20 protein-coding genes are annotated in these 25,783 nt (G+C 63.9%); 8 read left to right on the top strand and 12 right to left on the bottom strand.

Annotated features, from left to right (window positions below):
• Positions 1-6 precede the first annotated feature (6 nt).
• The gene (locus tag ACX1DW_RS07555; RefSeq protein ID WP_267930492.1) at positions 7-1,260 is read right to left on the bottom strand and encodes a zinc-dependent alcohol dehydrogenase; all 1,254 of its coding nucleotides are present in this window, start codon (positions 1,258-1,260) and stop codon (positions 7-9) included.
• A 248-nt stretch (positions 1,261-1,508) separates the two neighbouring features.
• Positions 1,509-2,423, bottom strand: coding sequence for a LysR family transcriptional regulator (locus ACX1DW_RS07550; RefSeq protein ID WP_458993118.1), 915 nt, complete (start codon positions 2,421-2,423; stop codon positions 1,509-1,511).
• 104 nt (positions 2,424-2,527) lie between these two features.
• Here ACX1DW_RS07550 and ACX1DW_RS07545 point away from each other — a divergent pair, with 104 nt between their 5' ends.
• Both ACX1DW_RS07545 and ACX1DW_RS07540 read left to right on the top strand, forming a co-directional pair.
• On the top strand, positions 2,528-3,355 hold the full coding sequence (locus ACX1DW_RS07545) for a DODA-type extradiol aromatic ring-opening family dioxygenase (RefSeq protein ID WP_458993117.1): 828 nt from the start codon (positions 2,528-2,530) through the stop codon (positions 3,353-3,355).
• Positions 3,356-3,381: 26 nt separating this feature from the next.
• On the top strand, positions 3,382-4,221 hold the full coding sequence (locus ACX1DW_RS07540) for a DUF2218 domain-containing protein (RefSeq protein ID WP_458993116.1): 840 nt from the start codon (positions 3,382-3,384) through the stop codon (positions 4,219-4,221).
• A 56-nt stretch (positions 4,222-4,277) separates the two neighbouring features.
• Here ACX1DW_RS07540 and ACX1DW_RS07535 read toward each other — a convergent pair whose 3' ends face one another.
• From ACX1DW_RS07535 to glgA, 7 genes are all read right to left on the bottom strand, one after another.
• Positions 4,278-5,126 (bottom strand): M23 family metallopeptidase, encoded by an 849-nt coding sequence (locus ACX1DW_RS07535; RefSeq protein WP_458993115.1) that lies wholly within the window; start codon positions 5,124-5,126, stop codon positions 4,278-4,280.
• A gap of 259 nt (positions 5,127-5,385) precedes the next feature.
• Positions 5,386-7,536 (bottom strand): glycogen debranching protein GlgX, encoded by a 2,151-nt coding sequence (gene glgX / locus ACX1DW_RS07530; RefSeq protein WP_458993114.1) that lies wholly within the window; start codon positions 7,534-7,536, stop codon positions 5,386-5,388.
• Between the two features lie 96 nt (positions 7,537-7,632).
• Positions 7,633-7,974, bottom strand: coding sequence for a DUF2934 domain-containing protein (locus ACX1DW_RS07525; RefSeq protein WP_063542275.1), 342 nt, complete (start codon positions 7,972-7,974; stop codon positions 7,633-7,635).
• The gene (locus ACX1DW_RS07520) at positions 7,971-10,781 is read right to left on the bottom strand and encodes a malto-oligosyltrehalose synthase (protein ID WP_458993113.1); all 2,811 of its coding nucleotides are present in this window, start codon (positions 10,779-10,781) and stop codon (positions 7,971-7,973) included. The genes ACX1DW_RS07525 and ACX1DW_RS07520 overlap by 4 nt, the downstream gene beginning before the upstream one ends.
• Positions 10,778-12,853 (bottom strand): 4-alpha-glucanotransferase, encoded by a 2,076-nt coding sequence (malQ, locus tag ACX1DW_RS07515; protein ID WP_458993112.1) that lies wholly within the window; start codon positions 12,851-12,853, stop codon positions 10,778-10,780. The genes ACX1DW_RS07520 and malQ overlap by 4 nt, the downstream gene beginning before the upstream one ends.
• The gene (gene treZ, locus ACX1DW_RS07510; RefSeq protein ID WP_458993111.1) at positions 12,850-14,625 is read right to left on the bottom strand and encodes a malto-oligosyltrehalose trehalohydrolase; all 1,776 of its coding nucleotides are present in this window, start codon (positions 14,623-14,625) and stop codon (positions 12,850-12,852) included. The genes malQ and treZ overlap by 4 nt, the downstream gene beginning before the upstream one ends.
• A gap of 11 nt (positions 14,626-14,636) precedes the next feature.
• The gene (glgA, locus tag ACX1DW_RS07505; protein ID WP_200629877.1) at positions 14,637-16,187 is read right to left on the bottom strand and encodes a glycogen synthase GlgA; all 1,551 of its coding nucleotides are present in this window, start codon (positions 16,185-16,187) and stop codon (positions 14,637-14,639) included.
• A 297-nt stretch (positions 16,188-16,484) separates the two neighbouring features.
• On the opposite strand from glgA, the gene ACX1DW_RS07500 reads away from it, so the two are divergent.
• Positions 16,485-16,991, top strand: a complete 507-nt coding sequence (locus ACX1DW_RS07500) for a CinA family protein (protein ID WP_458993110.1) — start codon at positions 16,485-16,487, stop codon at positions 16,989-16,991.
• A gap of 2 nt (positions 16,992-16,993) precedes the next feature.
• On the opposite strand, the gene ACX1DW_RS07495 is transcribed toward ACX1DW_RS07500, so the two are convergent.
• A complete protein-coding gene (locus tag ACX1DW_RS07495) occupies positions 16,994-18,106 on the bottom strand; it encodes a mechanosensitive ion channel family protein (protein ID WP_133457308.1) in 1,113 nt (370 codons plus the stop codon).
• Between the two features lie 202 nt (positions 18,107-18,308).
• On the opposite strand from ACX1DW_RS07495, the gene ACX1DW_RS07490 reads away from it, so the two are divergent.
• Together ACX1DW_RS07490 and ACX1DW_RS07485 are read left to right on the top strand one after the other, a co-directional pair.
• The gene (locus ACX1DW_RS07490) at positions 18,309-18,839 is read left to right on the top strand and encodes a ferritin-like domain-containing protein (protein ID WP_102841086.1); all 531 of its coding nucleotides are present in this window, start codon (positions 18,309-18,311) and stop codon (positions 18,837-18,839) included.
• A 94-nt stretch (positions 18,840-18,933) separates the two neighbouring features.
• The gene (locus ACX1DW_RS07485) at positions 18,934-19,218 is read left to right on the top strand and encodes a DUF2061 domain-containing protein (protein ID WP_063542291.1); all 285 of its coding nucleotides are present in this window, start codon (positions 18,934-18,936) and stop codon (positions 19,216-19,218) included.
• Between the two features lie 11 nt (positions 19,219-19,229).
• On the opposite strand, the gene ACX1DW_RS07480 is transcribed toward ACX1DW_RS07485, so the two are convergent.
• A complete protein-coding gene (locus tag ACX1DW_RS07480) occupies positions 19,230-19,505 on the bottom strand; it encodes a DUF1652 domain-containing protein (RefSeq protein WP_133457175.1) in 276 nt (91 codons plus the stop codon).
• A 274-nt stretch (positions 19,506-19,779) separates the two neighbouring features.
• Between ACX1DW_RS07480 and ACX1DW_RS07475 the strand changes: the two genes are divergently transcribed.
• The 3 genes from ACX1DW_RS07475 (at position 19,780) to ACX1DW_RS07465 (ending at position 23,881) form a co-directional block, all read left to right on the top strand.
• Positions 19,780-20,073 carry a hypothetical protein gene (locus ACX1DW_RS07475; RefSeq protein WP_063542295.1) on the top strand — a complete coding sequence of 98 codons (294 nt, stop codon included), beginning with the start codon at positions 19,780-19,782 and terminating at the stop codon, positions 20,071-20,073.
• 27 nt (positions 20,074-20,100) lie between these two features.
• Positions 20,101-22,668: a DNA ligase D gene (gene ligD / locus ACX1DW_RS07470; protein WP_458993109.1), complete on the top strand. Its 2,568-nt coding sequence runs from the start codon at positions 20,101-20,103 to the stop codon at positions 22,666-22,668.
• 166 nt (positions 22,669-22,834) lie between these two features.
• A complete protein-coding gene (locus ACX1DW_RS07465) occupies positions 22,835-23,881 on the top strand; it encodes a hypothetical protein (protein WP_458993108.1) in 1,047 nt (348 codons plus the stop codon).
• A gap of 259 nt (positions 23,882-24,140) precedes the next feature.
• On the opposite strand, the gene ACX1DW_RS07460 is transcribed toward ACX1DW_RS07465, so the two are convergent.
• Entirely contained in the window at positions 24,141-25,616 is a 1,476-nt protein-coding gene (locus tag ACX1DW_RS07460) for an FAD-dependent oxidoreductase (protein ID WP_458993107.1), read from the bottom strand.
• Positions 25,617-25,783 lie beyond the last annotated feature (167 nt).

Genomic DNA, 25,783 nt, shown 5'->3' with positions numbered 1-25,783 from the left:
GGCGAGCTACCTGGGATTCTGCACGGTAGTCGGGTCGCTGGCCGGGAAGGTATCGGCCACTGCCTCATCGAGAACCTGCTCCTCGCTGCCCTGTGCATCGCCGCGCTGAGGCTGCAGTTCGACCTTGATCCAGCCATTCTCGCGACGGTCGAAGGCTTCGAAGGCAGCGATCACGTCGGTCATCGGCTTGACCTGGGTAAGGATCTTTGCCGGGTCGATACGCCGCGCCTGAACCATTTCGATCAGCCGCGGGATGTACTTGCGGTGGTGGCAGTTGCCCATATTGATGGTGATGTTCTTGTTCATCGCCATGCCAATGGGGAAGGTCATCGCATCCGGCGGATAGACCCCGATGATCGACAGGGTGCCGGCCTTGGCCAGGCTCTGCACTGCCCACTCCAACGCCTGGGCGGGTGCGTCGCCGGGCTGCCAAAGCGCGCCGGATGTGGCGCCCTCGGCCGGCTTGCTGCCGCAACAGCCATGCTCGGCATCGACCCCCACGGCATCGATGACCCGGTCGACGCCAATGCCGCCGGTGAGGCGCTTGATGGCTTCGACCGGATCTTCACGATTGAAGTTGATGGTTTCTGCACCCTGGCGCTGGGCCATGCGCAGGCGATCGTCGTACTGGTCGATGGCGAACACCCGACCGGCGCCGAGCAGCTTTGCGCTGGCGATGGCGAACTGGCCCACCGGCCCGCAGCCGAACACCGCCACGGTGTCGCCGCTACCGACCTCGGCCATCTCGGCGCCGAAGTAGCCGGTGGGGAAAATGTCGGACAACAGGATCGCCTGGTCATCGCTGATCTCCGGCGGCAGCTTCACCAAGCCGATATTGGCGAAGGGGATCCGCGCCTTTTCAGCCTGCAACCCATGAAAGGGGCCGGTGGTCTGCGGGCCGCCGTAGAACGAGGTGCCGGCTTCCTTGCCGTTGGGATTGGCACCGTCGCACTGGGCGAAGTAGCCCGCCCGGCAGTAGGAACAGTTGCCGCAGGCAATGGTGGATGGGATGACCACCCGATCACCGACCTGCAGGTTACGAACATCGGCACCCAGCTCTTCGACGATGCCGACACCCTCGTGGCCGAGAATAGTGCCGGGCTGCATGCCGCTCACGGTGCCGCGCACGAAATGCAGATCGGTGCCGCAGATGGCCGATGCGGTGATGCGCACGATGGCATCGGTAGGCGCAAGGATGCGCGGTTCGGGTACGTCTTCCAGGCGGATGTCGCCGACGTCGTGATAAACCACAGCTTTCATAGCTACTCCGTATCGCCGGCGCGGCGCGGGGCACGCAGCCGACGGTTGTCGGGCGGAACGGATGAGCGGGCAGCACGGCAGAAGAAGCGAACCGGCGCGATGCTCGAATCTCAGGCTCCGCGGGGTATCAGAAAAATTCGTATGCGCACGGCGCAATGACGCCGGCGCACATCTGTTCCGACTTTCCCCGGCGTTGGCGGTTCATCTTTTCTATATCTGGCGCCGTTCGGCCGCCGCGCAGGGAGAGGCTATTCGCGTGTCCAGGGCTGACGTTTGCCGATCACCTCGACGAGATAGTCGATCATGACCCTTACTTTTGCCGGTGGACGGCGGTCCGGTGGATAGACCACATGGATGCCACCCAGGCCAACACAGGGGTGATCCAGCTCCAGCGCGACCAGCTCGCCGCTACGCAGCGCCGGGGCGACGATGAACTGCGGCTGGTAGACGATGCCCTGGCCACCGATCGCCGCCGCCAACAGTGCTTCGCCGTTGTTGGCGATCAGGTCGCCGGAGACCGCCACGCGCACATCGCCATTGCGGCCGAACGCCCACAGCGTGCCGCTTGCCAGGCTCGACAGGCTGTAACCGAGGCAATTGTGCTGGGCGAGGTCGGCGACGCTGCGCGGCACGCCCCGTTCGTCCAGGTATCGCGGTGCGGCGCAGATCAACAGCGGACAATCGGCCAGACGCCGAGCCTGTAGCGGGCTGTCCTCCAGCCAACCGATACGGACCGCCAGATCCCAACCCCCATCGAGCAGATCGATGCGGCTGTCGGTCAGGCCCAGCTCGACTTTCACCGCCGGATGACGGCGGCTGAAGTCCGGAATCAGCGGGGCGATGTAGCGGGTGCCGAATGACAGCGGCACGTTCATCCGCAGCAGCCCCGACGCCTCGACACGCTGCGACGCGACACTCGCTTCGATCTCGTCGATTTCCGGGAGGATGCGTTGGCAGGCCTCCAGATACTGGCCGCCCGCTTCGGTCAGGGTCAGGCGGCGCGTGCTGCGATGGAACAGCTTTACCCCCAGGCGGCTCTCCAGCGCATCTACATGCTTTGTGGCCATGGCCGGCGACATGCCCAGATGCCGCGCCGCTGCCGAGAGGCTTCCGGCGCTGGCGGCGCGGGCGAACACGCGCATCCCGGTAATGCGATCGAGCATGCGATTCCTGGCTATCAGTAAAAGGTGTTGGCTGTATTTGCCCGGTTCTCACACCTCTGAGTGTAAGCCATGATTTCCGCATATTCGTTCCGGGAAGGCTTGCAATGCTCACGTCCGCCACATCGACTGCCGGTCAGACCATGCCAACTCTGTTCGTCCCGCACGGTGCCGGGCCTTGCTTCTTCATGGACTGGAACCCGCCGACCGCGTGGAATGCCATGGCGGGCTTTCTCAAAGGCATCGCCGCAACCTTGCCGGCCAGACCGACCGCCATCGTGCTGGTATCCGGCCATTGGCTGCAGCCGAGCTTCAGCGTGACCAGCGCCGCCCGTCCCACGCTGATCTACGACTACCACGGCTTTCCGCCGCACACCTACGAGCTGCGTTATCCGGCGCCGGGCGAACCGGCCCTGGCCGCGCGCATCGCCGGCTTGCTCGATGCCGCCGCGCTGGGTGCGCGTGAGGATGCGCAGCGTGGCTTTGACCACGGCATGTTCATTCCGCTGAAGCTGATGTTTCCGGATGCCGACATCCCGGTGGTGCAGCTTTCGCTGCGCCGCGACCTCGACCCACAGGCGCACCTCGCGGCTGGCCAGGCCCTTAGGGCGTTGCGTGACGAAGGCGTGCTGATCGTCGGCAGCGGCATGAGCTTCCACAACATGCGCGGCTACGGCGACCCGCGCTTCGCGGCGATCTCCGATGAGTTCGACCATTGGCTCACCGCTGCGGTCGAACTGCCGCCCGACGAGCGAGCCCGGGCGCTGCAGCGCTGGGAAGACGCACCGGCGGCGCGCCTGTGCCACCCGCCCAGGGCCGAGGAACACCTGATCCCGCTGCTGGTGGCTGCCGGCGCAGCGGGCGATTCGAATGGACGCAAGGTCTTCAGCGACCGCGTCATGCACACCACGCTGTCAGCCTACCGCTTCGGCTGACGCGTCTTTTTCATCGAGGAAACACCATGTACCGATCCCAAAGCCGAATCACCGCGAGCAATCCGTCGCGCCTGATCAAGCGCCTGTGCAATCACTGGCGACACAAGTTTCCCGTGCAGCTGGACGAGCAGGGCGGCGATATCGGACTGCCGCTCGGGCGCTGCAGCCTGCGCACCAACGAGGCCGTTCTGGAAGCGCGACTGGAGGCCAACGATCGGGCGCAGTTGCAGCAGTTGCAGAAAGTGGTCGCCGATCACCTGTCGCGCATGGCCGGCGACGAGCCGCTGAACATCGCCTGGCAGACCGAAAGCGGTGCCGAGCCAGCCGCACAGCCGGCCGAGAACCGGGCGCTGGACTCCAGAACTCGCTACGGCACCGTTTCTCGGGTATTCCACTGGCTGATGGCGCTGCTGATCGTCTGGCAGTTCCTCAAGCTGGGTGATCGCATCGAAGAGGGCGAGCACTGGGTCGGACAGACACTGGTGCCTTGGCACGTCTCCCTGGGCGCCGTGTTCTTAGTCCTGGTGGTGCTGCGCATTCTCTGGTCGGCCAGCCAGCTGAGCCGGCGGCCGCTGCACGATCCAGCCACGGCCTGGTTGGTCAAGGGCGGTCACCTGGCGCTGTATGGGTGCATGGTGGCGATGCCGGTTACCGGCGTGCTCTATCTGGTCGGCAATGGCTACGGTCTGAAGGTGTTCGCCCAGCAGTTGGTGGAGAAGGGACCGGAGATCGCCTGGGCGGCCTCGGTCGGTGGCCTGCACTCACCATTGGCCTGGCTGACCGTACTACTGGTGATCGGGCATATCGGCGCCGCGCTGTATCACCGACTGGTCAAGCGCGACGACATCATGCAGCGCATGCTCTAGCCCAGGGCGTCGCCTCGCGAGCGGACGCAGCGCTCAAGAGCTCCGGCAATCGGAACTCATTGATCGCTGAGGGCGAAGTTCGGCAGCGAATCCACCGGCTGGCTGAACCGGAAGGGGATAGACAACATCGAGCCGCCATAAGACTTCTGCACCACGAAATGCAGGTGCGGCCCGGTGCTGCGGCCCGTATTGCCGGACTTGCCGAGTAGCGTGCCGACTTCCACTCGCTGCCCGGGCTTGACCCGCACCGAGCCCCTGCTCAGGTGCAGATAGGCGCTGTGGGTGCCGTCGTCATGCTCGACTCGAACATGGTTACCGGCTGGATCGGGCAGGCGCCCGCCCTGGCCGTTGCGAATCTTCACCACGGTGCCGGCGCGAGCGGCAACGATCGGAGTGCCTACCGGCATGGCGATATCCACCGCGTAGCGTCCGCTCGGCGAGTTGTGGCTGAAGTCGCCGCCGGCGCCCTGGGAGATCCTGAACGGGCCGCCGCGCCAGGGCAGGGCATAGGCGGGGCCATCGACGGTGCCAGGCTGATCCGGCTCCGGCGAGAAGAGCAGCGCGTAGCTGAACGAATGCTTGAACATGATCGGCCCACCGGCCTGGCGCTTGCTCAGCGTGGCGACGCGCACCCGGCTGTTGGCTGGCACCGTCTTGCGAATCACGCCCTTGCCGACGCCGGCCACATTGACCATCCGCGTCAGGCGCAGGGTCACCTCCACCGGTACTTCCAGGGTATTGCTGACATCCATGGCCTTGCCGCTGCCGGCGCGGTTGATGAACAGCCGCACCGAGCCGGGCTTATCGGTCGCTTTCGCTTGTTTGCTGGAGGCGAAGCTAGGAGCCAGCGGGGCCAGCCCGATCATGAGCAGAAGGGGATAGATGAGCGGTCGCAGAGAGAGCATGACGTGTGATCCATCACGGAAAAGACAAGACTGCCGGCGACAAGCAGAACGAATCCGTTGGTTGGTTAAGAGGGCCGCGCTGGATTTTGGGACTTGAGTCACATGGCGAGGTTCACTGCCGCATGTCATTTTTTTTTGCAAAGGAGAGTGGTCTCGACCGCAAGCATGGCGCGTAACGCTTCACGAGCCGATTAACCATGCTGGGTTCAGCGAGCCAGCGTGGGAGAAGCAGGGCGCCCCTGGGCGGGGCGCGCCTCGATCACTCGTCGGCCTTGATCAGCTCGAGCAGCAGCAGCGAACGACCCGTCACGGCGTACTCGTCATTGAAGTCGAAGCGTTCCGGCCGCGCGGTCGGGTGGTTGGTGTCGATCAGGCGATTCCAGTAGATGCCCTGCGGCACTTCCGGCAGCGTGAAATTCACCAGGTCGTGGTGCGCGTTGACGATGAGCAGCAACGTTGCATCCGAACCGGCGCGACGGATGCCGGTAGGCTGGGCTCGGCCGTCGAGCAGCATGCCCATGCAGCGGTTGTGGGCGCCCTCCCACTGCTCGATGGTCATTTCCTCGGCATTCGGCGCGAGCCAGGTGACATCCTTGACCCCCAGCTCCTCGTTGTAGGCGCCAACGAGGAAACGGCCGCGACGCAGCATCGGGAAGCGCTGACGCAGGCGGATCAGCTTGCGGGCAAAGCCGAGCAGACCGTAGCTGTCCTCGCTGATGTCCCAGTTCACCCAGCCGATCTCGCTGTCCTGGCAATAGGCATTGTTGTTGCCATGCTGGGTCCGAGCGAATTCGTCCCCGGCGACGATCATCGGCGTGCCTTGGGAGAACAGCAGGGTGGCGAGGAAGTTGCGCATCTGCCGGTAGCGCAGCTCGTTGATTTCCGGATCGTCGCTGGGGCCTTCGACGCCGTGGTTCCACGAGAGGTTGTTGTCGCTGCCGTCGCGGTTGTCTTCATCGTTGTCTTCGTTGTGCTTGTGGTTGTAGGACACCAGGTCCTTCAACGTGAAGCCGTCATGGGCGGTGACGAAGTTGACCGAGCTGAACGGACGCCGCCCGCGCTGGTTGAACAGGTGGCCGGAGCCGGTCAGGCGGCTGGCGAAATCGGCCAGCTGGCCATCGTCACCCTTCCAGAACGCACGCACCGTATCGCGGAACTGGTCGTTCCATTCGGCCCATCCCGGCGGGAAGCCGCCGACCTGATAGCCACCGGGGCCGCAGTCCCAGGGTTCGGCAATCAGCTTGATCTTGGCCAGCACCGGGTCCTGGCGACAGGCGACAAGGAAGCCGTGGCGCTCGTCGAAACCATCGTGCTCGCGGCCGAGAATGGTCGCCAGATCGAAGCGGAAACCATCGACGTGCATCTCGGTGGCCCAGTAGCGCAGCGAATCGGTAACCATCTGCAGCACGCATGGGTGGCTCATGTCCAGCGTGTTGCCGGTGCCGGAATCGTTGATGTAGTAGCGCTTGTCGTCCGGCATCAGACGGTAGTAGGAGGCGTTGTCGATGCCGCGCATGGACAACGTCGGGCCCAGCTCATTGCCTTCGGCCGTGTGGTTGTAGACCACGTCGAGGATCACTTCCAGGTCGGCGTTGTGCAGGTGCGCGACCATCTCCTTGAACTCGCTGATCTTGCCGTTGGCCAGGTACTTCGGATGCGGCGCGAAGAAGGCGATGCTGTTGTAGCCCCAGTAATTGGTCATGCCCTTTTCCAGCAGGTGCTGGTCCTGGACGAAGGCATGGATGGGCAGGAATTCGATGGACGAGACGCCGAGCTTGCGGATGTAGTCGATCACTTCCGGCGTCTTGAAGCCGGCAAAGGTGCCACGCACATCGTCGGCCACAGAAGGGTGGCGCATGGTGTAACCGCGCACATGGGTCTCGTAGATGATCGTCTTGTCCCAGGGCACCTGCACCGGATGGTCGCGGCCCCAGGTGAAGGCCGGGTCGATGATCTTGCACTTGGGCACGAATGGCGCGCTGTCGCGCTCGTCGAAACTGAGATCACCATCGGGGTGACCGATGGTGTAGCCGAACAGCGCTTCCGACCATTTCAGCTCGCCCACCAATTGCTTGGCGTAGGGGTCGATCAGCAGCTTGTTCGGGTTGAAGCGATGGCCGTTCTCCGGGTCGTAGGGCCCGTGTACGCGATAGCCGTAGATCTGCCCGGGATGCGCGTCTGGCAGGTAGCCGTGCCAGATCTCATCGGTGTACTCCGGCAGCTCGATACGTTCCAGTTCGGTCTCGCCGCTGGAGTCGAACAGGCACAACTCCACCTTGGTGGCATGGGCGGAGAAAATGGCGAAATTGACGCCCAGTCCGTCCCAGGTTGCACCGAGCGGGAAGGGTAGGCCTTCGCGAATCCTGGAAGGGGTCATGACCTGCGGCGCATGGGGCTTTTTCTTACTCATGAAATCTCCAGTGGCATTTCTCGAAGGCAAAAGGGCGACCGTGTCGGCACGGGCGATCATTCGACCGATCCGATGCCGACAAGGTGCAGCCGCCGGTCAGCTCTCCTTCTTGGCCCGCGGAGCGCGTGGTTTGCGGATGGTCTCGGGCGTGCCGGCAGCCGCATCGGTGTCGGCTTTCGGTGCCGCTCGCGACGCTCGAGGCTTGGCTGCCGGAGCCGCCTTGGCCGCCGATGTGGCCTTGCTTTTCGGCGTGGCATCGGTGGGCTTGGTGGCGGGCTTGCGGGGGCGGCTGGCGGGTTTTGCCTGCGGAGCACCTTTCTCGGCCTCCACCAGCTTGCGCGCCATCTCCCAGTGGCGTTCATCCTCCCCGTGCGGGCAGCCTTCGGACTGCCAGATCTGGTAAGCGAAATCGCGGATTCTCTGCTCGTCTGAACTCATTGTTGGGATTCTCCTGTTGCACTGATGGACGTATACAGGACGGCCACCGAGAGTCCGTCCAGAACACGCGCAGCTTCGAGGCTGGCTTGTTGGGATGTGACTGTCGTTCCGTCGAAAAGTCGTTCGAATTCGCTACCGTCCAGCGCCTCGGGCAATGCGACACGCGTATCCCCCCAGCGCTGCGCCGGAATCCGTGGCTGCTTGCTGTCGCCCAGCAGGCCGGCAGCCAAGCGCGGCACCAGCACCACCAGCCATTGCCCGTCCAGCTCCCGGGCAAAGGCGAGCAAGTGCTCGGAATGCGCGCCGCTCACTGAAAGCGGCAGGTAACGGCTCTCCCGGAACAGCCGCGCAAAGCGACGACGCGCCTGCAACGTGCGGCTGATCACCAGCTGCTTTATGCGACCGTCATGCCAGCTCTGCAGCAGCTGGTCCGGTGTCGCGGCCTGCGTGAGGCTGCTGCGGCGGGCCGCGAAGTCCACCGGGCGGCGGTTGTCCGGGTCGACCAGACTGAAATCCCAGAATTCGGCACCCTGATAGAGATCCGGCACCCCCGGCGTGGTCATCCGCAGCAGGCTCTGCGCCAGCCCGTTCAAGGCGCCGGCTGGGGCCAACTCGGCTGCAGCTGCGCCAATCTCGCCACGCAGTCCCGCACCTTCGGCGCCGGTGAGCAGGTGCTCCACATACCGACGACAGGCACCTTCATAATCGCTGTTGGGGTCGGTCCAGGTGGTGCGCAACTTGGCCTCGCGCAGGGCTTTCTCCTGCCACTGCAGGATGCGTTCGCAATACTGCTGCATGCCCGCGGCGTCCTCGCCGTCCAGGTCCAGCGGCCAGCTGCCGAGCAGCACCTGGAACAACATGAGTTCGTCAGCAGGCGAGGGCGCAGGGCCGTCGGGTTGCTGCTCAACCTTGTCCGCGGCCAAGTCACGCCAGCTCCGCACCTTGCCGGCAAACCACTCGGCACGTTCGCTGAGCACGGCGATCCGCGCGCGCGTGTCCTCGCCACGCTTGTGATCGTGGGTCGCGGTGGTCAGCAGGTTGAGCGGGAAATGCTCGGCACGCTGCAGGCACTCATCGTGGAATGCCTGCAGCGGGGCGCTGAAGTGCTGCGGGTCGAAGCCCACATCGTTGCGCGAAAGCAGAATGCCGGAGCGATAGCAGGCGGTGTCTTCGACGGCTTTGGCGGCGGCCGGCGAGGTCAGCTGCTGGAAGCGCGTGCAGGCGTAGCGGCGGATCTTGCGCAGTGCTCGTGGCAGGTGGCGCAGGCTTTCACCGCCGAGCCAACGCTGCAGATGCTCGAGCAGTGGCCAGTCAGCTTCGCTCAAGGTGGTCTTCGCGCCTTCCAGCGCCTGCTGGAAGAACGGCTCGTCCGCCTCGCGCCTGCCCGGCGCCGCGATGTAGGTGCGGTAAACCGGAAAGTGGATGATCAGTTCGAGCAGGGCCCGGCGGATCGCGCCCAGGGTGATGTCACGGGTCATCACGTCACCGCGCGCCACCTGCAGCAGTGCCTGGGCCACGGTTTCGAAATCGCCGGCCAGTGGTCCGGTCAGCACCAGCTGACGTGCCTGGCGCGCCTCTTCCATGAAATCCGTGGTGCGTCCGCTGGTCTCGCCCCACAGTGCACAGAGTGGCTGCTCGCCCGTCGGGTCATGCTGCAGCAGCGACACCTGGTTCATGAATTCGTAACCGGTGGTGCCATCCACGCCCCAATCGTCATGCAACCGCTCGCCACCGGCGAGGATCTTCTCGACATAGATCGGCACATGGTCCTGCAGCGCTTCGGCGGGACGACCGGCGTTGAGCCGATCGACGCGCCGTCGCAGGCGACGGCAGTAGCCACGCGGGTCTGCCAGGCCGTCGACGTGATCGATACGCAGGCCATCGACGAGACCTTCGCCGATCAGCTCGAAGATCTTGGCGTGGGTCTCCTCGAACACCACCGGCCGTTCGACACGCAGGCCGCCCAGCTCGTTGATGTCGAAGAAACGCCGCCAGTTGATGTCGTCACCTGCGGTGCGCCAGCTGGCCAGCCGATAGTGCTGGCGCTCGAGCAGGCCGTGCAGGCGCCGGAAGCCGTCCGCCGTGGTCGAGTCGTAACTGTTCAGGGCCTGCTCCAGCGCCTGGCGGGTGCTGGCGTCCTGCAGTTGTTCGGCCAGGTCGGCGCGCAGCAGACGTGCGGTCTGGTAGGGCGCCGGTTCGGTCTTCAGCGCATCGAAGTGTTGCGCCAGGGCGCGCAGCTGCGGGTGATCGGCGGCGCGAAGTACCTCGCCATAACTCGGCGGGGTGATCGGAAAGCGATGCTCGTAGTGCTCGGCGTAGAGCGCGCCATTGTCGATATCCAGACGCAGCTTCACCGTGCCTTGCTGCAGCGCTTCGCCGTAGTCGCTGCCAAGGAAAGGCACCAGTAGCTGGCCTTCGAGCAGCGGATCCGGCGAATTCCATTCGATGTCGAAGAACTGCGCATAGGGGCTGCGGCGGCCCCATTCGAGCACGTCCAGCCACCAGGTGTTACCGGCCCCGCCAACGGCCATGTGGTTGGACACGATGTCCAGAATCAGCCCCATGCCCTTGGCGCGTAACGCCTCGACCAGTCGCTGCAGTGCCGGTTCGCCGCCGAGTTCCGGATTGATGCGGGTCGGGTCGATCACGTCGTAGCCATGCATCGAGCCTGGACGGGCGGTGAGCAAGGGCGATGCGTAGATATGGCTGATGCCCAGTTCGGCGAAGTAGTCGACCAGCGCGGTGGCGTCGTCCAGGGTGAAGCCGCGGTGAAACTGAAGTCGCAGCGTAGCGGTGAGATCTTTCATCGATGCGCAGCTCCACGATGGTTGTGGCGGGCCCGCGCGAGACATTCCAGACGCCTGCGACTGGCATCGCCGTCAAGCAACGTCGCGCTGTCACCGGGGTACCGGCGGCGCCAGTTGGGATGGGTTTCGACAATGCCAGGCATGTTGGTCTGTTCCTCCAGGCCGAGGGCATCCTCGACCGGCAGCAGCACCAGCGGCGCCGGGGTATGACCGAGAAAGCAGGCGGCAGCGTCCACGGCCTGCTCGGTGCTCAGCAGCTGATCGGAATGCCTGCCGCTGTCCTCGCAGAGCAGCCGGTTGAGACCGGCACGCTCGTGCTCGCGGGCGCGCCATTGCTGGTCGCGATCGGCTTCCTCTACCTGACCGACCTTGATGCGCCAGTCGATGTCATGGCCGTTCCACCAGCCTGTCAGGGTCGGGATGTCATGGGTGGTGGTGGTAGCCAGGGCCTGGGATGAGTAGTGCCCGGCGCGCTGGAAATGCCCGTCATGCTGTTCGAACAGCAGCACGCGCATGCCGAGGATGCCGCGTGCGGCCAGCACGTCGCGCAGGCCGGGCGGAATGGTGCCCAGGTCTTCACCCAGGATCACGGCGTGATGGCGCCAGGCTTCCAGGCACAGCAGGCGCAGCATGTCGTCGAATGGGAAGTTCAGGTAGACGCCATGTTTCGGATCGGCGCCGGCGGGCATCACCCAGAGGCGCTTGAGTCCGAGCACATGGTCGATCCGCATGCCTCCCGAATGGGCCAGGTTGGCGCGCAGCATCTCGATGTAGGCACGAAATCCGTTCTGCTTCAGCCCCCAGGGCGAGAACGCCGAAATCCCCCAATTCTGCCCATCGCGGTTCATCACATCCGGTGGCGCACCGACGCTCAGTGAGGCCAGCAATTCGGCCTGGCGGCTCCAGGCCTGGCTGCCGCCACCATCGGCACCAACGGCCAGATCGGAGATCAGGCCGATGCGCATGCCAGCGCTGCGCGCGGTGACCTGGGCGCGCTCGAGTCCTCGCGCCATCAACCACTGGCCGAAGGCGTGATAGCTGACCTCATCGGCATGTTCACGGGCGAACTTCTCGACCGCCGGGCTCGCTGGGTCACGGTAGTCTTCCGGCCAGTTCCGCCAGTGCTGCGGATGGCCTTCGGCGCTGCGTAGATGGGCATGCAGCGCTTCGAATCGACAATGGTTTTCCAGCGCTTCGCCGCCGTTGCTGCGGAAACTGTCGAAGTCGAGCTGCTGCGGGTTCTCACCCTGACGGAAATCATCGAACAGCTGCCGCAACAGGCGCTGGCGTGATTGCGCCACGGCCGGCCAATCGATCAGCTCCAGCCGCTCGAGGCGCTCGAGCTCACCGGCGAGTCCGCAGGCCTCGATGGCCTGACGCACCGGCAGCTCACCGAGGATGGCACCGGGCGCGGCATGCAGGACGTTGTAGAACAGCCGGCTGGATGGCGAGTAGGGACTGTATTGATCGATGTGCACGCCAAACATCGCATGCACCGGGCTGATACCCAGCGCATCGGCGCCGTGAGCTGCCGCATTGCGTACCAGTTCTTCCAGGGCCTGGGTGTCGCCCAGGCCTCCATCGCCCGGGCGGCGAAGACTGTAGAGCTGAACGGTCAGGCCCCAAGCGTGGGCGCCGGCGACTTCGGCCACGGTCGGGCACGAGTGAGGCGCAACGGCGAGCGTGACCTGCCTGTCAGCAACCGCCAATTGGTGGTAGCCCGGTGTATCGATAGCCGGCAGCCGTGCCTGATGGTCGAGCTCGCCATGCCGGACCTCGCCGTTCTCCAGCGTCAGCTCGAATCGGCTGGCAGGTTGGAAATACGCCGCGAGTTCCAGCGGATGGTGCTGATCGCAGGTCATGAGAGGCGGTAAGCCACCATGGTTGTTCTGGCGATCCAGCATGGCCAGGCTGGCGTCGACATCCTCAGCGCTGTCCGCGGCCAGCCCCAGACAGGCAAGCACCTCGCGCAGCACGTCCGGGGTAACGCGTTGCTGGCGATTGTCGGCGTCGATCCAATCGATGGACAGGCCGGCGGCTTCCGCCAGGCGGATCAGTGGTTCGTCGCTCATGTGGCTTTCTCCAGATACAGCTTGGCCATACGAGGCGCCAAAAGGCCCTGTGCCGGACTCACGATGTCCCGGCTGGCGAACAGCAGCTCAGCTTGCGGAGGCGCTGCGGGCAACGGTACATCGATGTCGCTCAGGTTCAGTTCCAGCCGCAGCTGACTGCCGTCGCCGAACTGCCAGCGCACCAACACCGAGCCCTCTCCGAGTACGGTCGAATCCAGAAAGCGCACGCCCGGTAGCCGCGGCACGATCTCGGCATGGCGGATCTTCAGCAGCTGGCGGTACAGCGCCAGCCACTGCGCATGGTCAGGTTCCTGTCGGGCGGTGAAGTCCGGTCGCGAATCCTCGAACGTGGAGAGGGCGTTGGGGTCGGGGATTCGCTCGCGGGTCGCTTCGTTGGCGAACTCCGCGAACTCGGCAAACTCGTTACGGCGGCCTTCGCGCACGGCATCGGCCAGTTCGCCGTGGTGGCTGGTAAAGAACAGGAAGGGTTGGCGTGCGCCCCATTCCTCGCCCATGAACAGCAGCGGCACCATGGGCGACAGCAGCAGGACCGCAGTCGCCGCCCTGAGCGCATCGGCATCGGCCAGGCTGACCAGGCGTTCGCCAAAGGCGCGGTTGCCGGTCTGGTCGTGGTTCTGCAGAAACAGCACGAAGGAGGTCGGCGACAGGTGGCCACTGGGTTCGCCGCGCGCCTCGCCGCGGCGGTTGTTCTGGCCCTGGTAGATGAATCCCTCACCAAGAAAGCGCGCGAGTTTCGCCGTCGTGTTCTGGCAGTAGTCGGCGTAATAGCCCTGCTGCTCGGCGGTTAGCAGGGTGTGCAGCACGTTGTGGCCGTCATCGTTCCACTGCGCGGTAAAGCCTTGGTCGAGTAGGCTGGCGCGGTTGTCCTCATTCTCCAGCACCAGGTGGACATGGCGACCAGGCTCGACGGTCGCGTGCACACGCTCGGCCAGCTCCAGCAGGAAGCTGCGGTCGGTGATCGCATGCACGGCGTCGAAACGCAGCCCGTCGAAGCGATAGTCCATCAGCCACATCAAGGCGTTGTCGATGAAGAAATCCCGCACCTCGCGGCGGCGGAAATCTATGCCATCGCCCCAGGGCGTCTGCTGATCGTGGCGAAAGAAATGCTTGGCGTAGTGACCAAGGTAGTTGCCGTCCGGGCCGAAGTGGTTGTAGACCACATCGAGAAACACCATCAGCCCCAGGCCGTGAGCGGTATCGATCAGGTGCTTGAGCTCTTCCGGACTGCCGTAAGCGGCTTCCGGCGCGTAGGGCAGCACGCCGTCGTAGCCCCAGTTGCGGTCACCGGGAAACTCGGCGATCGGCATCAGTTCGATGGCCGTGACACCCAGCTCGGCAAGATCGGACAGGTGCTTCTCCATGGCCGCGAAGCCACCATAGAGGCCGACATGCATCTCATAGAGCACCGTTTCGTGCCAGGGCCGCCCCTGCCATTCGCTGTTGCGCCACAGATAGCCATTGCCGGTGTCGACCACCAGACTCGGTGACTGAATGTCACCGGCCTGTCCGCGCGAGGCCGGGTCCGGCACCTGGAGTTCATCGTCGATGAGAAAGCGGTAAAGGGTTCCGACGCCGTACGGCGCATCGATGCTGTACCAGCCATCTTCGGCGGCGGTCATCGGCAGCGTTTGTGCGCCTACGACAATCAGGCTGACGCTTCGCGCGTCGGGTGCCCAGAGGCGGAAGCGGGTGGTCCCGCTATCCAGCAACTCCGGACCGTGATGCGCGATATAGGCACGCTGCTTCTGCATTGATCACTCTCTCAGATGGTTAGACGAACCTCGCGGCGCTCCGTGAGCAGCTGCCGGTAGAGCAGGTCATATGGCTCGATCGCATGACGCCAGAAGAAGCCGGCGGACATTGCCCGGCAGCGCATCGCGCCGAGCAATTGCGGACGCTGATGGCAGGCCAGCGCCCGCTGGACCGCTTGGCGATAGCTCTCGGCGCTCGGTTCGTCGAACAGGAAGCCGGTGATGCCATCCTCGATGGAATCGGCCAGGCCGCCGGTGCGGCGAGCGATCGGCAGCGACGCATAACGTTGTGCGTACATCTGGCTGAGGCCGCACGGCTCGTAGCGCGACGGCATCAAGAGGAAATCGCTGCCGGCGAACAGCCGACGGGCATCGGTCTCGTTGAAGCCAACGTGCGCCGCGACCCGGCCCGGATAACGGCGGGCCAGCTCCCGCACCTGCTGCTCGATATGGCTCTCACCCTGACCGAGGATTGCCAGCTGGCCTCCACCCTCGACGATGCTGTGAGCGACCTCGAGGGTGAGGTCGACGCCTTTCTGATGAACCAGGCGCGATACCACCGCGAACAGCGGCGCCTCGCTGGCTTCCAGGCCGAACGATTCGCGGATGTAGGCGGCGTTCGCTGTCTTGCCATCCCAGTCGCGCGCGCTGAAACCGCTGACCAGATAGGGGTCGCTTTGCGGCTCCCAGCTCTCGTCGATCCCGTTGAGCAAGCCACTGAGCAGGCCCTGGCGGGCCTTCATGCTGAGGAAGCCCTCCATGCCACAGCCGAACTCCGGCGTGGTGATTTCCCGGGCGTAGGTCGCACTGACCGTGGTGACCTGATTGGCGTAGGCGATGCCCGCCTTGAGGAAGGACAGCTTGCCGTAGAACTCCATCCGCTCCGGATCGCACGCTTCCCCGGGAATGCCCAGATGGCGACGCAGGCTCATATCGACATTGCCCTGGTACGCAAGGTTGTGAATGGTGAAAACGCTGGGCGTCGACAGTCCGCGCCAATGCATGTAAGCCGGGGTAAGGCCGGCCGGCCAGTCATGCGCGTGCACCAGTTCCGGTGCCCAGCTGATGCACGCGGTACCCGCGGCGATCTCGGCGGCGGCCAGGCACAGGCGGGCGAACCGGACCGGGTTGTCGGGCCATTCCTGGCCGTGGGCGTCGCCGTAGGGTGAGCCTTCGCGCTCGTAGAGTTCCGGGCAGATCAGGACGTAGATGATCAAGCCGTCGGGCATGTCCATACGGCCGATCCGGCAGCCGGGCACATCGGCATACGGCCCCAGGTTGCCGACCGTGCGAATGGCGTGTCCGCTGTTGATCACCTGCCGATACCCAGGGATCAGCACGCGCACATCGTGACGGGCGCTCAGCGCACGGGGCAGGGCCGCGGACACGTCGGCCAGCCCACCGGTCTTCACCAGATCAGTCAGCTCAGAGGTTACGAAAAGGATGCGGCGTTTATCGTCGTGGCTACTGCGAATCTGCAGGGCAGGGCGAGTAACCGGAGGCAAATTGAGTGGGGCCTTCGGCAAGCCGAGAGGCTGGGCGTTCACAGCGGCAATACTCATCAAGATCTCCCCAAGAGCTCCGGCGAACAGGCACCGGCGCCAGCTACGAGCATATTTCTCCCATGCAACGATCTGATGACCGCCACATACCATGAACACGACAAGGTAAAACGACTTTTTGGAGCTGCCGCGAGACAGGCAGGGCTGCGCCGGCCCTACCAGAAACCAGACCCAGCGTCGCGGTAGAAGTTCTTAAAAATGTAGAACAAAAAACCAGCGCTGGAACTCACAGCAGGCCAACCCGTTCCGAATAAAAACCCTCAACGAAATAGCCCCCAGAAGGGCGGAGCAAAAAGCATGCAAGAGATCGAACGAGTCGTTGCGTTTCTGCAGCGAGAGCAACTCAAGCTGACCACGGCAGAGTCGTGCACCTGCGGCCTCATGGCATCGTTACTGGGCGATATTCCAGGCTGCGGCCAGGTGCTCGACAGCGGCTTCGTGGTCTATTCGCCGAAGGCGAAGAACCGTCTGCTGCGGGTTGAGTTCGAGACCATGGAGAGCTTTGGCCTCACCAGCGAAGAGGTCGCGCGAGAGATGGCGGTCGGCGCCCTGAACGCGAGCGTCGCAACCCTGGCGGTGGCCAATACCGGCGTCGCCGACGACGATCAGGAAGACGCCGGAGGCACTCAGTGCTATGCGTATGCACTGATGCGGGGCGAACGGCAGGTGGTAGTGAGCGAAACGGTGCAGTTCGAGGGTGACCGGGTGGAGATCCGCAAGCAGGCTGCACGACACGGGCTCACCCAGCTGCCGGACATGTACGCGCGTCTGTTGAAGAAGCTCGATGGGGAAAGCAAGGCGTAGCGCTATACCGGCGGCTGGCGTTCCGGCTCGACGTGCTCCGGCTGCGACATATCGACGCGCTGTTTGTGACCCACGCTGAGATCAGCGCGGAGCTGCGGTAGCGAGTGGGGATATTGGCGCTGGATGAACCCCAGCAGATTTTCACGAATATGGCAGCGCAGGTCCCAGTTGCGTGACGAGTCCGCCGAGCTGACCAATGCACGCAACTGGATGGATTTCTCGCTGGTGTCGGTCACCTGCAGTACGCAGACACGTCCATCCCAGAGCTCGGGAACGTCCCTGCACAGGCGGCGCAGCTCTTCGCGCAAGGGCTCGAGCGGCAACGAATAGTCGGTCCAGAGGAAGACCGTGCCGATCAGACTGGAGCCGCGACGGGTCCAGTTCTGGAAAGGCTTTTCGATGAAATACTGCAACGGAACCACCAGTCGCCGATCGTCCCAGATCCGTACGACGACGTAGGTCCCGGTGATTTCCTCGATACGCCCCCATTCGTTCTCGACGATCACCACATCATCCAGCCGGATCGGCTGGGTCATGGCGATCTGTACGCCGGCGATGAGGTTGGCCAGTACCGGCCGGGCAGCAAAGCCCACCGCCAGACCGGCAAGCCCGGCCGAAGCCAGCAGGCTGGCGCCGAACTGCCGCGCGCCGGGAAAGGTCATCAGCATTGCCGCAGCCCCGATCAGCAACACGAAGAAGGCAAGGGTACGCAGCAGCACTCGCGACTGGGTCTGAATCTGGCGGGCTCGCAGGTTGTCGACCACATCTACCGGATTGCGCAGCTCGATGAAGTGCTGCAGGCCGCGCAGCGAGCGCATCACCAGCCAGGTCAGGGTGGCGATGATCAGGAGTGTGGTGACGTGGCGTGCGGCGTCGATCAACAGCAGATCGTTCGGGGCCGACGTCCATACGCCCTGCACGCCGATCAGCGGCAGCAACACCCGAATGGGCTTCTCCAGCTGTTCGGACAGCTCTCGGGTGAACAGAAAAGCCCGGGCCAGACGCAGCATCAATGCGGTCAGTAGCCGTCCAAACAGGCTAAGGACCAGCGCGACGAACAACGCCGCAACAATGGTGCGCAACGCCGGCTGGCTGATGTGCTGGTCCCATTGCAGGAGAAAAGCTGGAAATTCGATGGTGGTGATCCCGTTGACTATGTTCTGGCCCAGTGACAGACGCTGACCCGCGAAAGTTCAGGGCAGAGCAGACGGACCACCCCGGACGGATGGGCGGAACTCCTGTGCGCGTGGTGCCTCACAAATTTCAAGCGGGCTGCGAAGAAAGGCCCAGTATTCCCTGACCAGATTGGAGTGAGCCATGCAAAGTGCACAGACCGGCAACGACGTCCGTACAGAACGCCTCATCGAATGGCTGCGTGATGCGCATGCCATGGAAGCGCAGGCCGAGACCATGCTCAACAAGCAGGCCAGCCGTATCGAGCACTATCCGGAACTCAAGGCGCGAATCGAGCAGCACATCACCGAGACGCAGAACCAGGCCAAGCTGATCGAAGGCTGCCTGCAGCGTTACGACAAGTCCTATTCGGGGCTCAAGGACCTCGGCGGCAAGATGATGGCGATGGGGCAGGCCATGGGCGGGATGATGGTCAACGACGAAGTCGTCAAGGGCGCGCAGATGGGCTACGTCTTCGAAAACCTGGAGATCGCCTCGTACAAGATTCTGATTGCCGCGGCCGAGGCGGTAGGCGACGTGCAGACCAAGGAAGTCTGCGAACGCATTCTGGTCGAGGAGATTGCCATGGCTGACTGGCTGCGCGATCACCTCGCCGAACTGACCCAAGCCTATCTCACTCGCGCGGCAGAGCCGAAGGTCGAAGCCAAGCGCTGAGTTCCCGCCCGCAGGTCCGGCCGCTACCGGCCGGACCGACTCCCAACTCATTCACGGCATGCACAGCAGTCCATGCTGACGGTGGAAGCTGCCCATGAAACCACGCCCCCTGATCAAAACCCTGACCTTCGCCGTGCTGCACTTCGCCACGGCCTTCACCGTGGTCTATGCGCTGACCGGCAGCCTGGTGATAGGCGGGGCCGTCGCGCTGATCGAGCCGTTGTGCAATACGCTGGTTTTCTATCTGCACGAGCGGGCCTGGCAGCGCTTCGGTCGGCAGAAAGCGTCCCACTCCTACAGCTACGGCCATGATGTGTTCCTCCGGTACATGAGCCGTGGGCAGCGTGGCGCCAATCGTGCGGCGCGCTCGTCGCGCTGATTATCCGCGGCTCACTTCACCGTCTCGAAGCCGCCGCCTTCGCTCGGTAGCGTGCTGCGGGTCGCGTGCATCTCTATGCGCAGCTCCTGAGCCAGGCGCACCAGATTGGCTGCATCACGGCACTGGTCATAGGAAATACCGAGCACGGTCAGCTCTTCGTTCGGCGGTTCGTGAAAAAGGCGCACGCTGAGCGAGCTGTCGGTTTCATCGCGTACCTCGCAGTGAAACGGGCGCAGGTAGGTGTGCAGAATGGCTTCGATCTTGAACAGAGGAAGACGCGTATTCATAAATCCTCCCTAGCTAAGGAGGGTGACTGAAGCGCAGTACGGCGTTCGCTGCGCACCCCTGGTTTTGCGACGTCTCTCAACCGTAGCAGCCTGATCCCGGTTGTAAATGCGGCGATCTGTCCATCGATGGGATTAGCTCGCGCGGAGGCTCTAGCGCGCCGAGTTTCACCACCACCGCTCATCGGAACTTCCCACGTCGCGGCGCTTGTCGCTGGCTGAACTCATACCGGCAGAGGATGACCAAATTAAGTACGCAGCCTCGCCGGAGACCGAAATGAACAAACTACTGCTTGCGACATTACTCAGCGCATTGGTCGTGACACCAGCCGTCGCACAGTTTCCTGCCGGTACCCCGCGGGACGATACCGGGTCGCGTCCGAGCCCGATGGGCAACCCCACACCGCAGGAAAAAGTCGAAACCCGCAAGGACCAGCAGGGGCGGACGGTCACCGAGGATGGTCGCCTGGTGGTGCCGCAGCCCGGCGAGGAGAAATCCACTGATCCCGCGCGTCATTCGGCTCCTGGTGGTCCCAATGACACGTCGACGGATGCCGGCAAGCTGGAATGACCCCTGCTTTCGACGCGGAGCTCAGCCATGGCGCTCGACGACTATCAACGCATGCGCGACTTCGCCGCCACGCCGGAACCCGCTGGCAAGGCGCGGCCGAAATCGCGCAAGAGCCAGGCGCTGCAGTACTGCATCCAGAAGCATGACGCGACGCGCCTGCACTACGACTTTCGCCTGGAACTGGATGGCACGCTGAAGAGTTGGGCGATTCCCAAAGGGCCGAGCCTGGATCCGAGCGTGCGCAGGCTGGCGGTGCACGTGGAAGACCATCCGCTGGAGTACGCCACCTTCGAGGGGCATATCCCCGAAGGGCATTACGGCGCCGGCGATGTGATCGTCTGGGATCGGGGTGTATGGAAACCGCAGGGCGATCCGCAGGAGGGTTACCGCAAGGGCAAGCTCAAGTTCAGTCTCGAGGGCGAAAAGCTCGCCGGCAGCTGGAACCTGGTCCGCACGCGGATGGACGGCAAGAAGGAACAGTGGTTCCTGATCAAGTCGCGTGACGAGGCGGCGCGCGAGGAGGGCGACTACGACATCGTCGCCGCCGAACCCGATAGCGTGCTCAGCGACCGAACACTGGTGCCGCGCAAGCGTGGCGTAGCCAAGGCGCGGATCGCCGAAGCGCCGGCCAAGCCGGTCAAGGCACCGGTGAAGAAGCGTCGTACGGGGCAGCAGAAGGCGGCAGTCACTCTGGAAGGCGCGGTCCCGGCTGAGCTGCCGGAGAGTTTCAAGCCACAGCTGGCTACCCTGGTCGATTCGGTGCCCGCCGGCGACTGGCGCTACGAGATCAAGTTCGACGGCTACCGCATGCTCGCGCGCATCGATTCCGGTGAGGTCAGGCTGTTCACCCGCAACGGCCACGACTGGACGGCGAAAATGCCCCAGCAGGCCGCAGCGCTGGCCGGACTGGGCCTGGAGTCGGGTTGGCTGGACGGTGAGGTGGTGGTGCCGAACGAGGAGGGCACCCCGGATTTTCAGGCGCTGCAGAACGCATTCGAAGCCGGCCGCAGCGGCAACATTCTCTACTATCTGTTCGACATGCCCTACCTGAACGGCATGGACCTGCGTCAGGTACCGCTGGAGCAGCGCCGCTCGGCACTGCACGAGGTTCTGCAAGGTAGCGACAGTGAGTTGCTGCGTTTTTCCGAGGACTTCACCGAGCAGCCCGACAGCATTCTGGAAAGCGCCTGCCAGATGAAGCTCGAAGGCCTGATCGGCAAGCGCGTCGGCAGCAGCTACACCTCCCGGCGCAGCAGCAGCTGGGTGAAGATCAAATGCAGCAACCGGCAGGAATTCATCATCGTCGGCTACACCCAGCCCAAGGGCACCCGCGCCGGTTTCGGCGCGCTGCTCCTCGGTCTGCATGATGACAAGGGCGAGCTGCGTTACGCCGGCAAGGTCGGCACCGGCTTCAACCATGCGACCCTGCAGAGTCTGCATAAAAAGCTGCGGAAGCTGGAAAGCGATGAAAGCCCGCTGGCCAAGGCGCCGCCGGCCGCCGATGCCCGTGGCGCGCAGTGGCTGGAGCCGAAGCTGATGTGCGAGGTGGCGTTCGCCGAGATGACCCGCCAGGGCGTGGTGCGTCATTCGGTGTTTCATGGCTTGCGCTCTGACAAGCCGGCGAAAGCGATTACCCATGAGCGACCCAAGGCGGCTGCCAAGCCTGGAGCGGCCGGCACGCGCGGCAGGACTGAGCCCATCGCCCGCGGACGCATCAAGATCTCCAATCCCGACCGCGTCATCGACCCCAGCAGTGGAACCACCAAGATCGAGCTGGCCCGCTTCTACGCGCAGATCGCACCTTGGGCCCTGCCGCAACTCAAGGCCCGCCCGCTGGCTTTGGTGCGCGCACCGGAAGGGATCAGCGGTGAGCTGTTCTTCCAGAAACATGCCGACAAGCTGGCCATCCCGCATATCACGCAGCTCGACCCTGCACTCGACCCGAAGCATGGCGCGCTGCTGGTGATCGACAACGCCGAAGCACTGGTCGGTGCGGCGCAGATGGGCACCGTCGAACTGCACAGTTGGAATGCCGTGGCGCCAGACCTTGAGCACCCGGACCGTTTCGTCCTCGACCTCGACCCGGATCCCGCGCTGCCTTGGAAACGCATGATCGAAGCGACACAGCTGACGCAGACCCTGCTGGACGAGATCGGCCTGGTTTCGTTTCTAAAGACCAGCGGAGGGAAGGGCATGCACATCATCGTGCCCCTCGACCCCGTGCACGAGTGGAGTGAGGCCAAGCGCTTCAGCCAGGCCATCGCCCAGCACATGGCCAAACTGCTACCTGGGCACTTCTCGGCTGTCAGCGGACCGAAGAACCGGGTCGGCCGCATCTTCATCGATTACCTGCGCAACAGCCGCGGCGCCAGTACCGTCGCCCCATATTCGGTGCGTGCACGAGAAGACCTGCCGGTTTCCGTGCCCATCCATCGCGACGAGCTGGCGGACCTCAAGGGCGCCAACCTCTGGACCGTGCGCAATCTGCTGGAACGCCTGGAGCAACTGGGCGACGACGATCCCTGGGCAGAGATGCCGCGGACCAGGCAGACCATCACCGCGCAAATGCGCGAGCGTCTCGGCATGTCGACTTAAGCCGCCGTTGGTCTAAACGCCGGTTGCTCTACACCGACAGGGCGATACCCGGGTGACGCCACTGGGCGAACAATCGGCGCGTTCAGGGGAGCGGTAGCGGTGAGGGAGGCGCCAGACAAGGCCAGCATGATGTCGGCCAACACCAGTATTCGAAGGAGTGTCCCGCATGTCCGCGCATAAACCGCTTATCGCCTGCATCCTGCTCGGCTCGCTGCCGGGCCTGGCTTTGGCACAGGCTGAAACCATCCAGACCGGAAACGACAACGAGGTCGTCCTCGAGCAGAGTGGTGGCTCGAATACGGCGATGCAGTTGCAGCAAGGGAATACCAACTTCTCGCGTGTCGAGCAGGACGGCGGCGACAATTCGGCTCAGACAACGCAGCTCAATCTCGACAATCAGGTCGAGGTTTTCCAGAGCGGAACTGCCAACCAAGCGACGGTGTATCAGGCCAGTGATTACACCTTCGGGCATTCGGCATCGGTCATTCAACTCGGAGACGAGAACGTTGCCGAGTTGGTGCAAACCGAAGGTAACGGATCGCAGGCGACCATCCACCAGCAGGGCGCGGGCAACGTCCATCGGGTCGAGCAGCTGTTTTATGCCAATGGGCTGGAAAGCCGAACCTTCGGCACGGACAACCTCACCGAAGTCACTCAGAATGGTGCTGCGACCGCCACTACCCAGCAGTTCGGCAGCAACAACCGGATCACCATCGACCAGAACGTCTTTGCCTATGGCGGGGCGGTTACCGTGGAACAGGACGGCGCCTTCAATGAGGCCACTGTTACCCAGGTGGGCGGGCGGTACTACACAGGGGAGGTCGACCTGAAGCAGCTCGGCAGCGCCAACAGTGCGCAGGTCGAGCAGTGGGCGGGGTTCAGCAACCTCACCTTTACCCAGGATGGCATCGGTAACGAGCTGACCGCCAGGCAGACGACACGCACAGGAACGATCCGCGGCAGCTCGGTCGGCAACGACAACCGCGTCAATATCAGCCAGGGCTACGATGGCCCGGTGCTCGACATTGCGCAGAACGGTTCGGCCAACGAGATCGATGTCGTGCAGGATGCCGCCTATGGCACGGCTTCGATCAGCCAGACCGGCGATGCCAATGTTGCCGTGCTCAATCAGCTGACGGAATTCGCCGCGCCGCCGAGCGCCGCCATCATCCAGAACGGCACTGGCAATAGCACGTCGATCACCCAGCGCTAGCAGGCCGTTGAAAAACGTAGGCGAGGCAGGCAAGACAAGGAACAAACGGCCGAAAAGCGCAGTTTACGCGTTGTAAATGAGCATTTTGAGGCCGTTTTGGACGCAGTATTGCCAACGCAGGTAGTTCTTCAACGGCCTGATAGAGCGACGGCAAGCGCGACTATCAGACGGTCGCGCTGCGCTCATGGAACGCCGCGTACGGCTTGTGCTGCACAACGCCAGCAGACTACAGCGGCGAAGAATTCGCCCGGGTGCACATTCAGAGCGACCTTGCTGCCAACGGTTCGATGGCCGGGCCGTGTATGACCTCGCCGTCAGCCTGGAAGATCGAGCCATGGCACGGGCAATCCCAGGTACGGTCGGCGTTGTTCCAGGTCACGCTGCAGCCCATGTGTGTGCATGCGGCGGATACGGCGTGCAGGATGCCAGCGTCGTCGCGCCATACAGCGAGCTTTTCGTCGCCGCGTGTGACCACACCGCCTTCGCCCGGCGCAATGGAATCCAGGTCGTCGACCAGTGAGTGACTGTCGCTGCTCTGGTTGAAGTTATCCGGGGAAGGCCGATTAGGATCGTAAAGATGCTTCCACGGACGGCATCCAGTGATGATCTGCCGCGCGATGCCAAGCCCTGCGGCGGTGCCGTTGCTGATACCCCAGCCGTTGAAGCCGGTAGCGACGAACAGGCCGGGCGACTGCTCGCGATCCGGCTCACCGACATAGGCCATCCGGTCAGCGGTGTCGTAGTCCTCATTGCACCAGCTCCAGACCGCTTCGCCCACTGGCAGATTGCGCTGTGCCCAGTGCTCAAGATCGACGAAGCGTTGGGCGACGTTGCCATCCTGGCCGGTCCTGAAGCGCGGGCCGAGGACAATGAAGAGCGGGCCTTCGTCATCCCTCGCCATGCGAATCGAGTGGGTCGGCTCGTCGATTCCGATGAACATGCCCTCCAGCCGTGCGCCGGCCTGCGGGCGAAAAGCCATGGCCACATGGCAGCGCGGCTGGGTAGGACTGACGAGGTCGATCGGTGTTTCGACCGGCATGTGCGTGGCGAGAATCACCTGGTCGGCTTCCACGCTCCCATTGTCGAAACCGACGCGCCAGCGTTCCTGGCGTTCGAAACTCTTCGCGCGGGTGTGCTGATGGATTCGCCCACCGCGCGCCTGCAGCGTATTGGCAAGGCCGATCAGGTAGCGGGTCGGGTTGAACTGCGCCTGGTCGGGGAATTCCAGTGCGCCAGCGGTGGCGAAGGGCAGCGGCGGCTGGTCGACCACGCGCGCGGCAAAGCCCAGGCGGCGCGCCGCTTCGGCTTCCTCTTCGATGGCTGACCGCCAATCGGCGGAGCAGGCGTAAGCGAAGGCGGACTGCCTTTGGTAGTCGCAGTCGATGGCATGGCTCGTGATCCAGTGACGAATTCGCTCCACCGCCTCACGGTTGGCGTCCGCGTAGCACTGTGCCAACTCCTGGCCGAAGGTATCGATCAGGTAGCGGTAGATCAGCGCATGCTGGGTGGTGATCTTCGCGGTAGAGCGTCCGGTGACCTGGCCACCCACTTCACGCGCCTCGAGTACCACCACGGACTTGCCGGCTTCGCACAACGTCATGGCGGCGCTCAACCCGACAATGCCGGCGCCAATCACCACCACATCGCACCGACTGTCGCCGGTCAGACGCGGAAAATTGCCTGGCGGCGCGCTGGCGCTCCAACAGCATTCAGGAATGGCGGATAGGGCAGGCATGGCAAGCTCCTTGTCGGCTGAGTCGATGGCTGTCCAGGTTCGCTCACCGCTGCAACATCGGTGACGCGGCGCCCGGCACGGTGGCTGCCGGGCGGAGCGTGTGCGAAACATCAAGACCTAGGCAGTAGAACGACTCGCTCCGGTCAGGTTCCTGACCATCGGGCAGG

The sequence above is a fragment of the Stutzerimonas sp. KH-1 genome, assembly GCF_054483855.1.
This window is presented reverse-complemented; position numbering and strand designations above follow the sequence as displayed.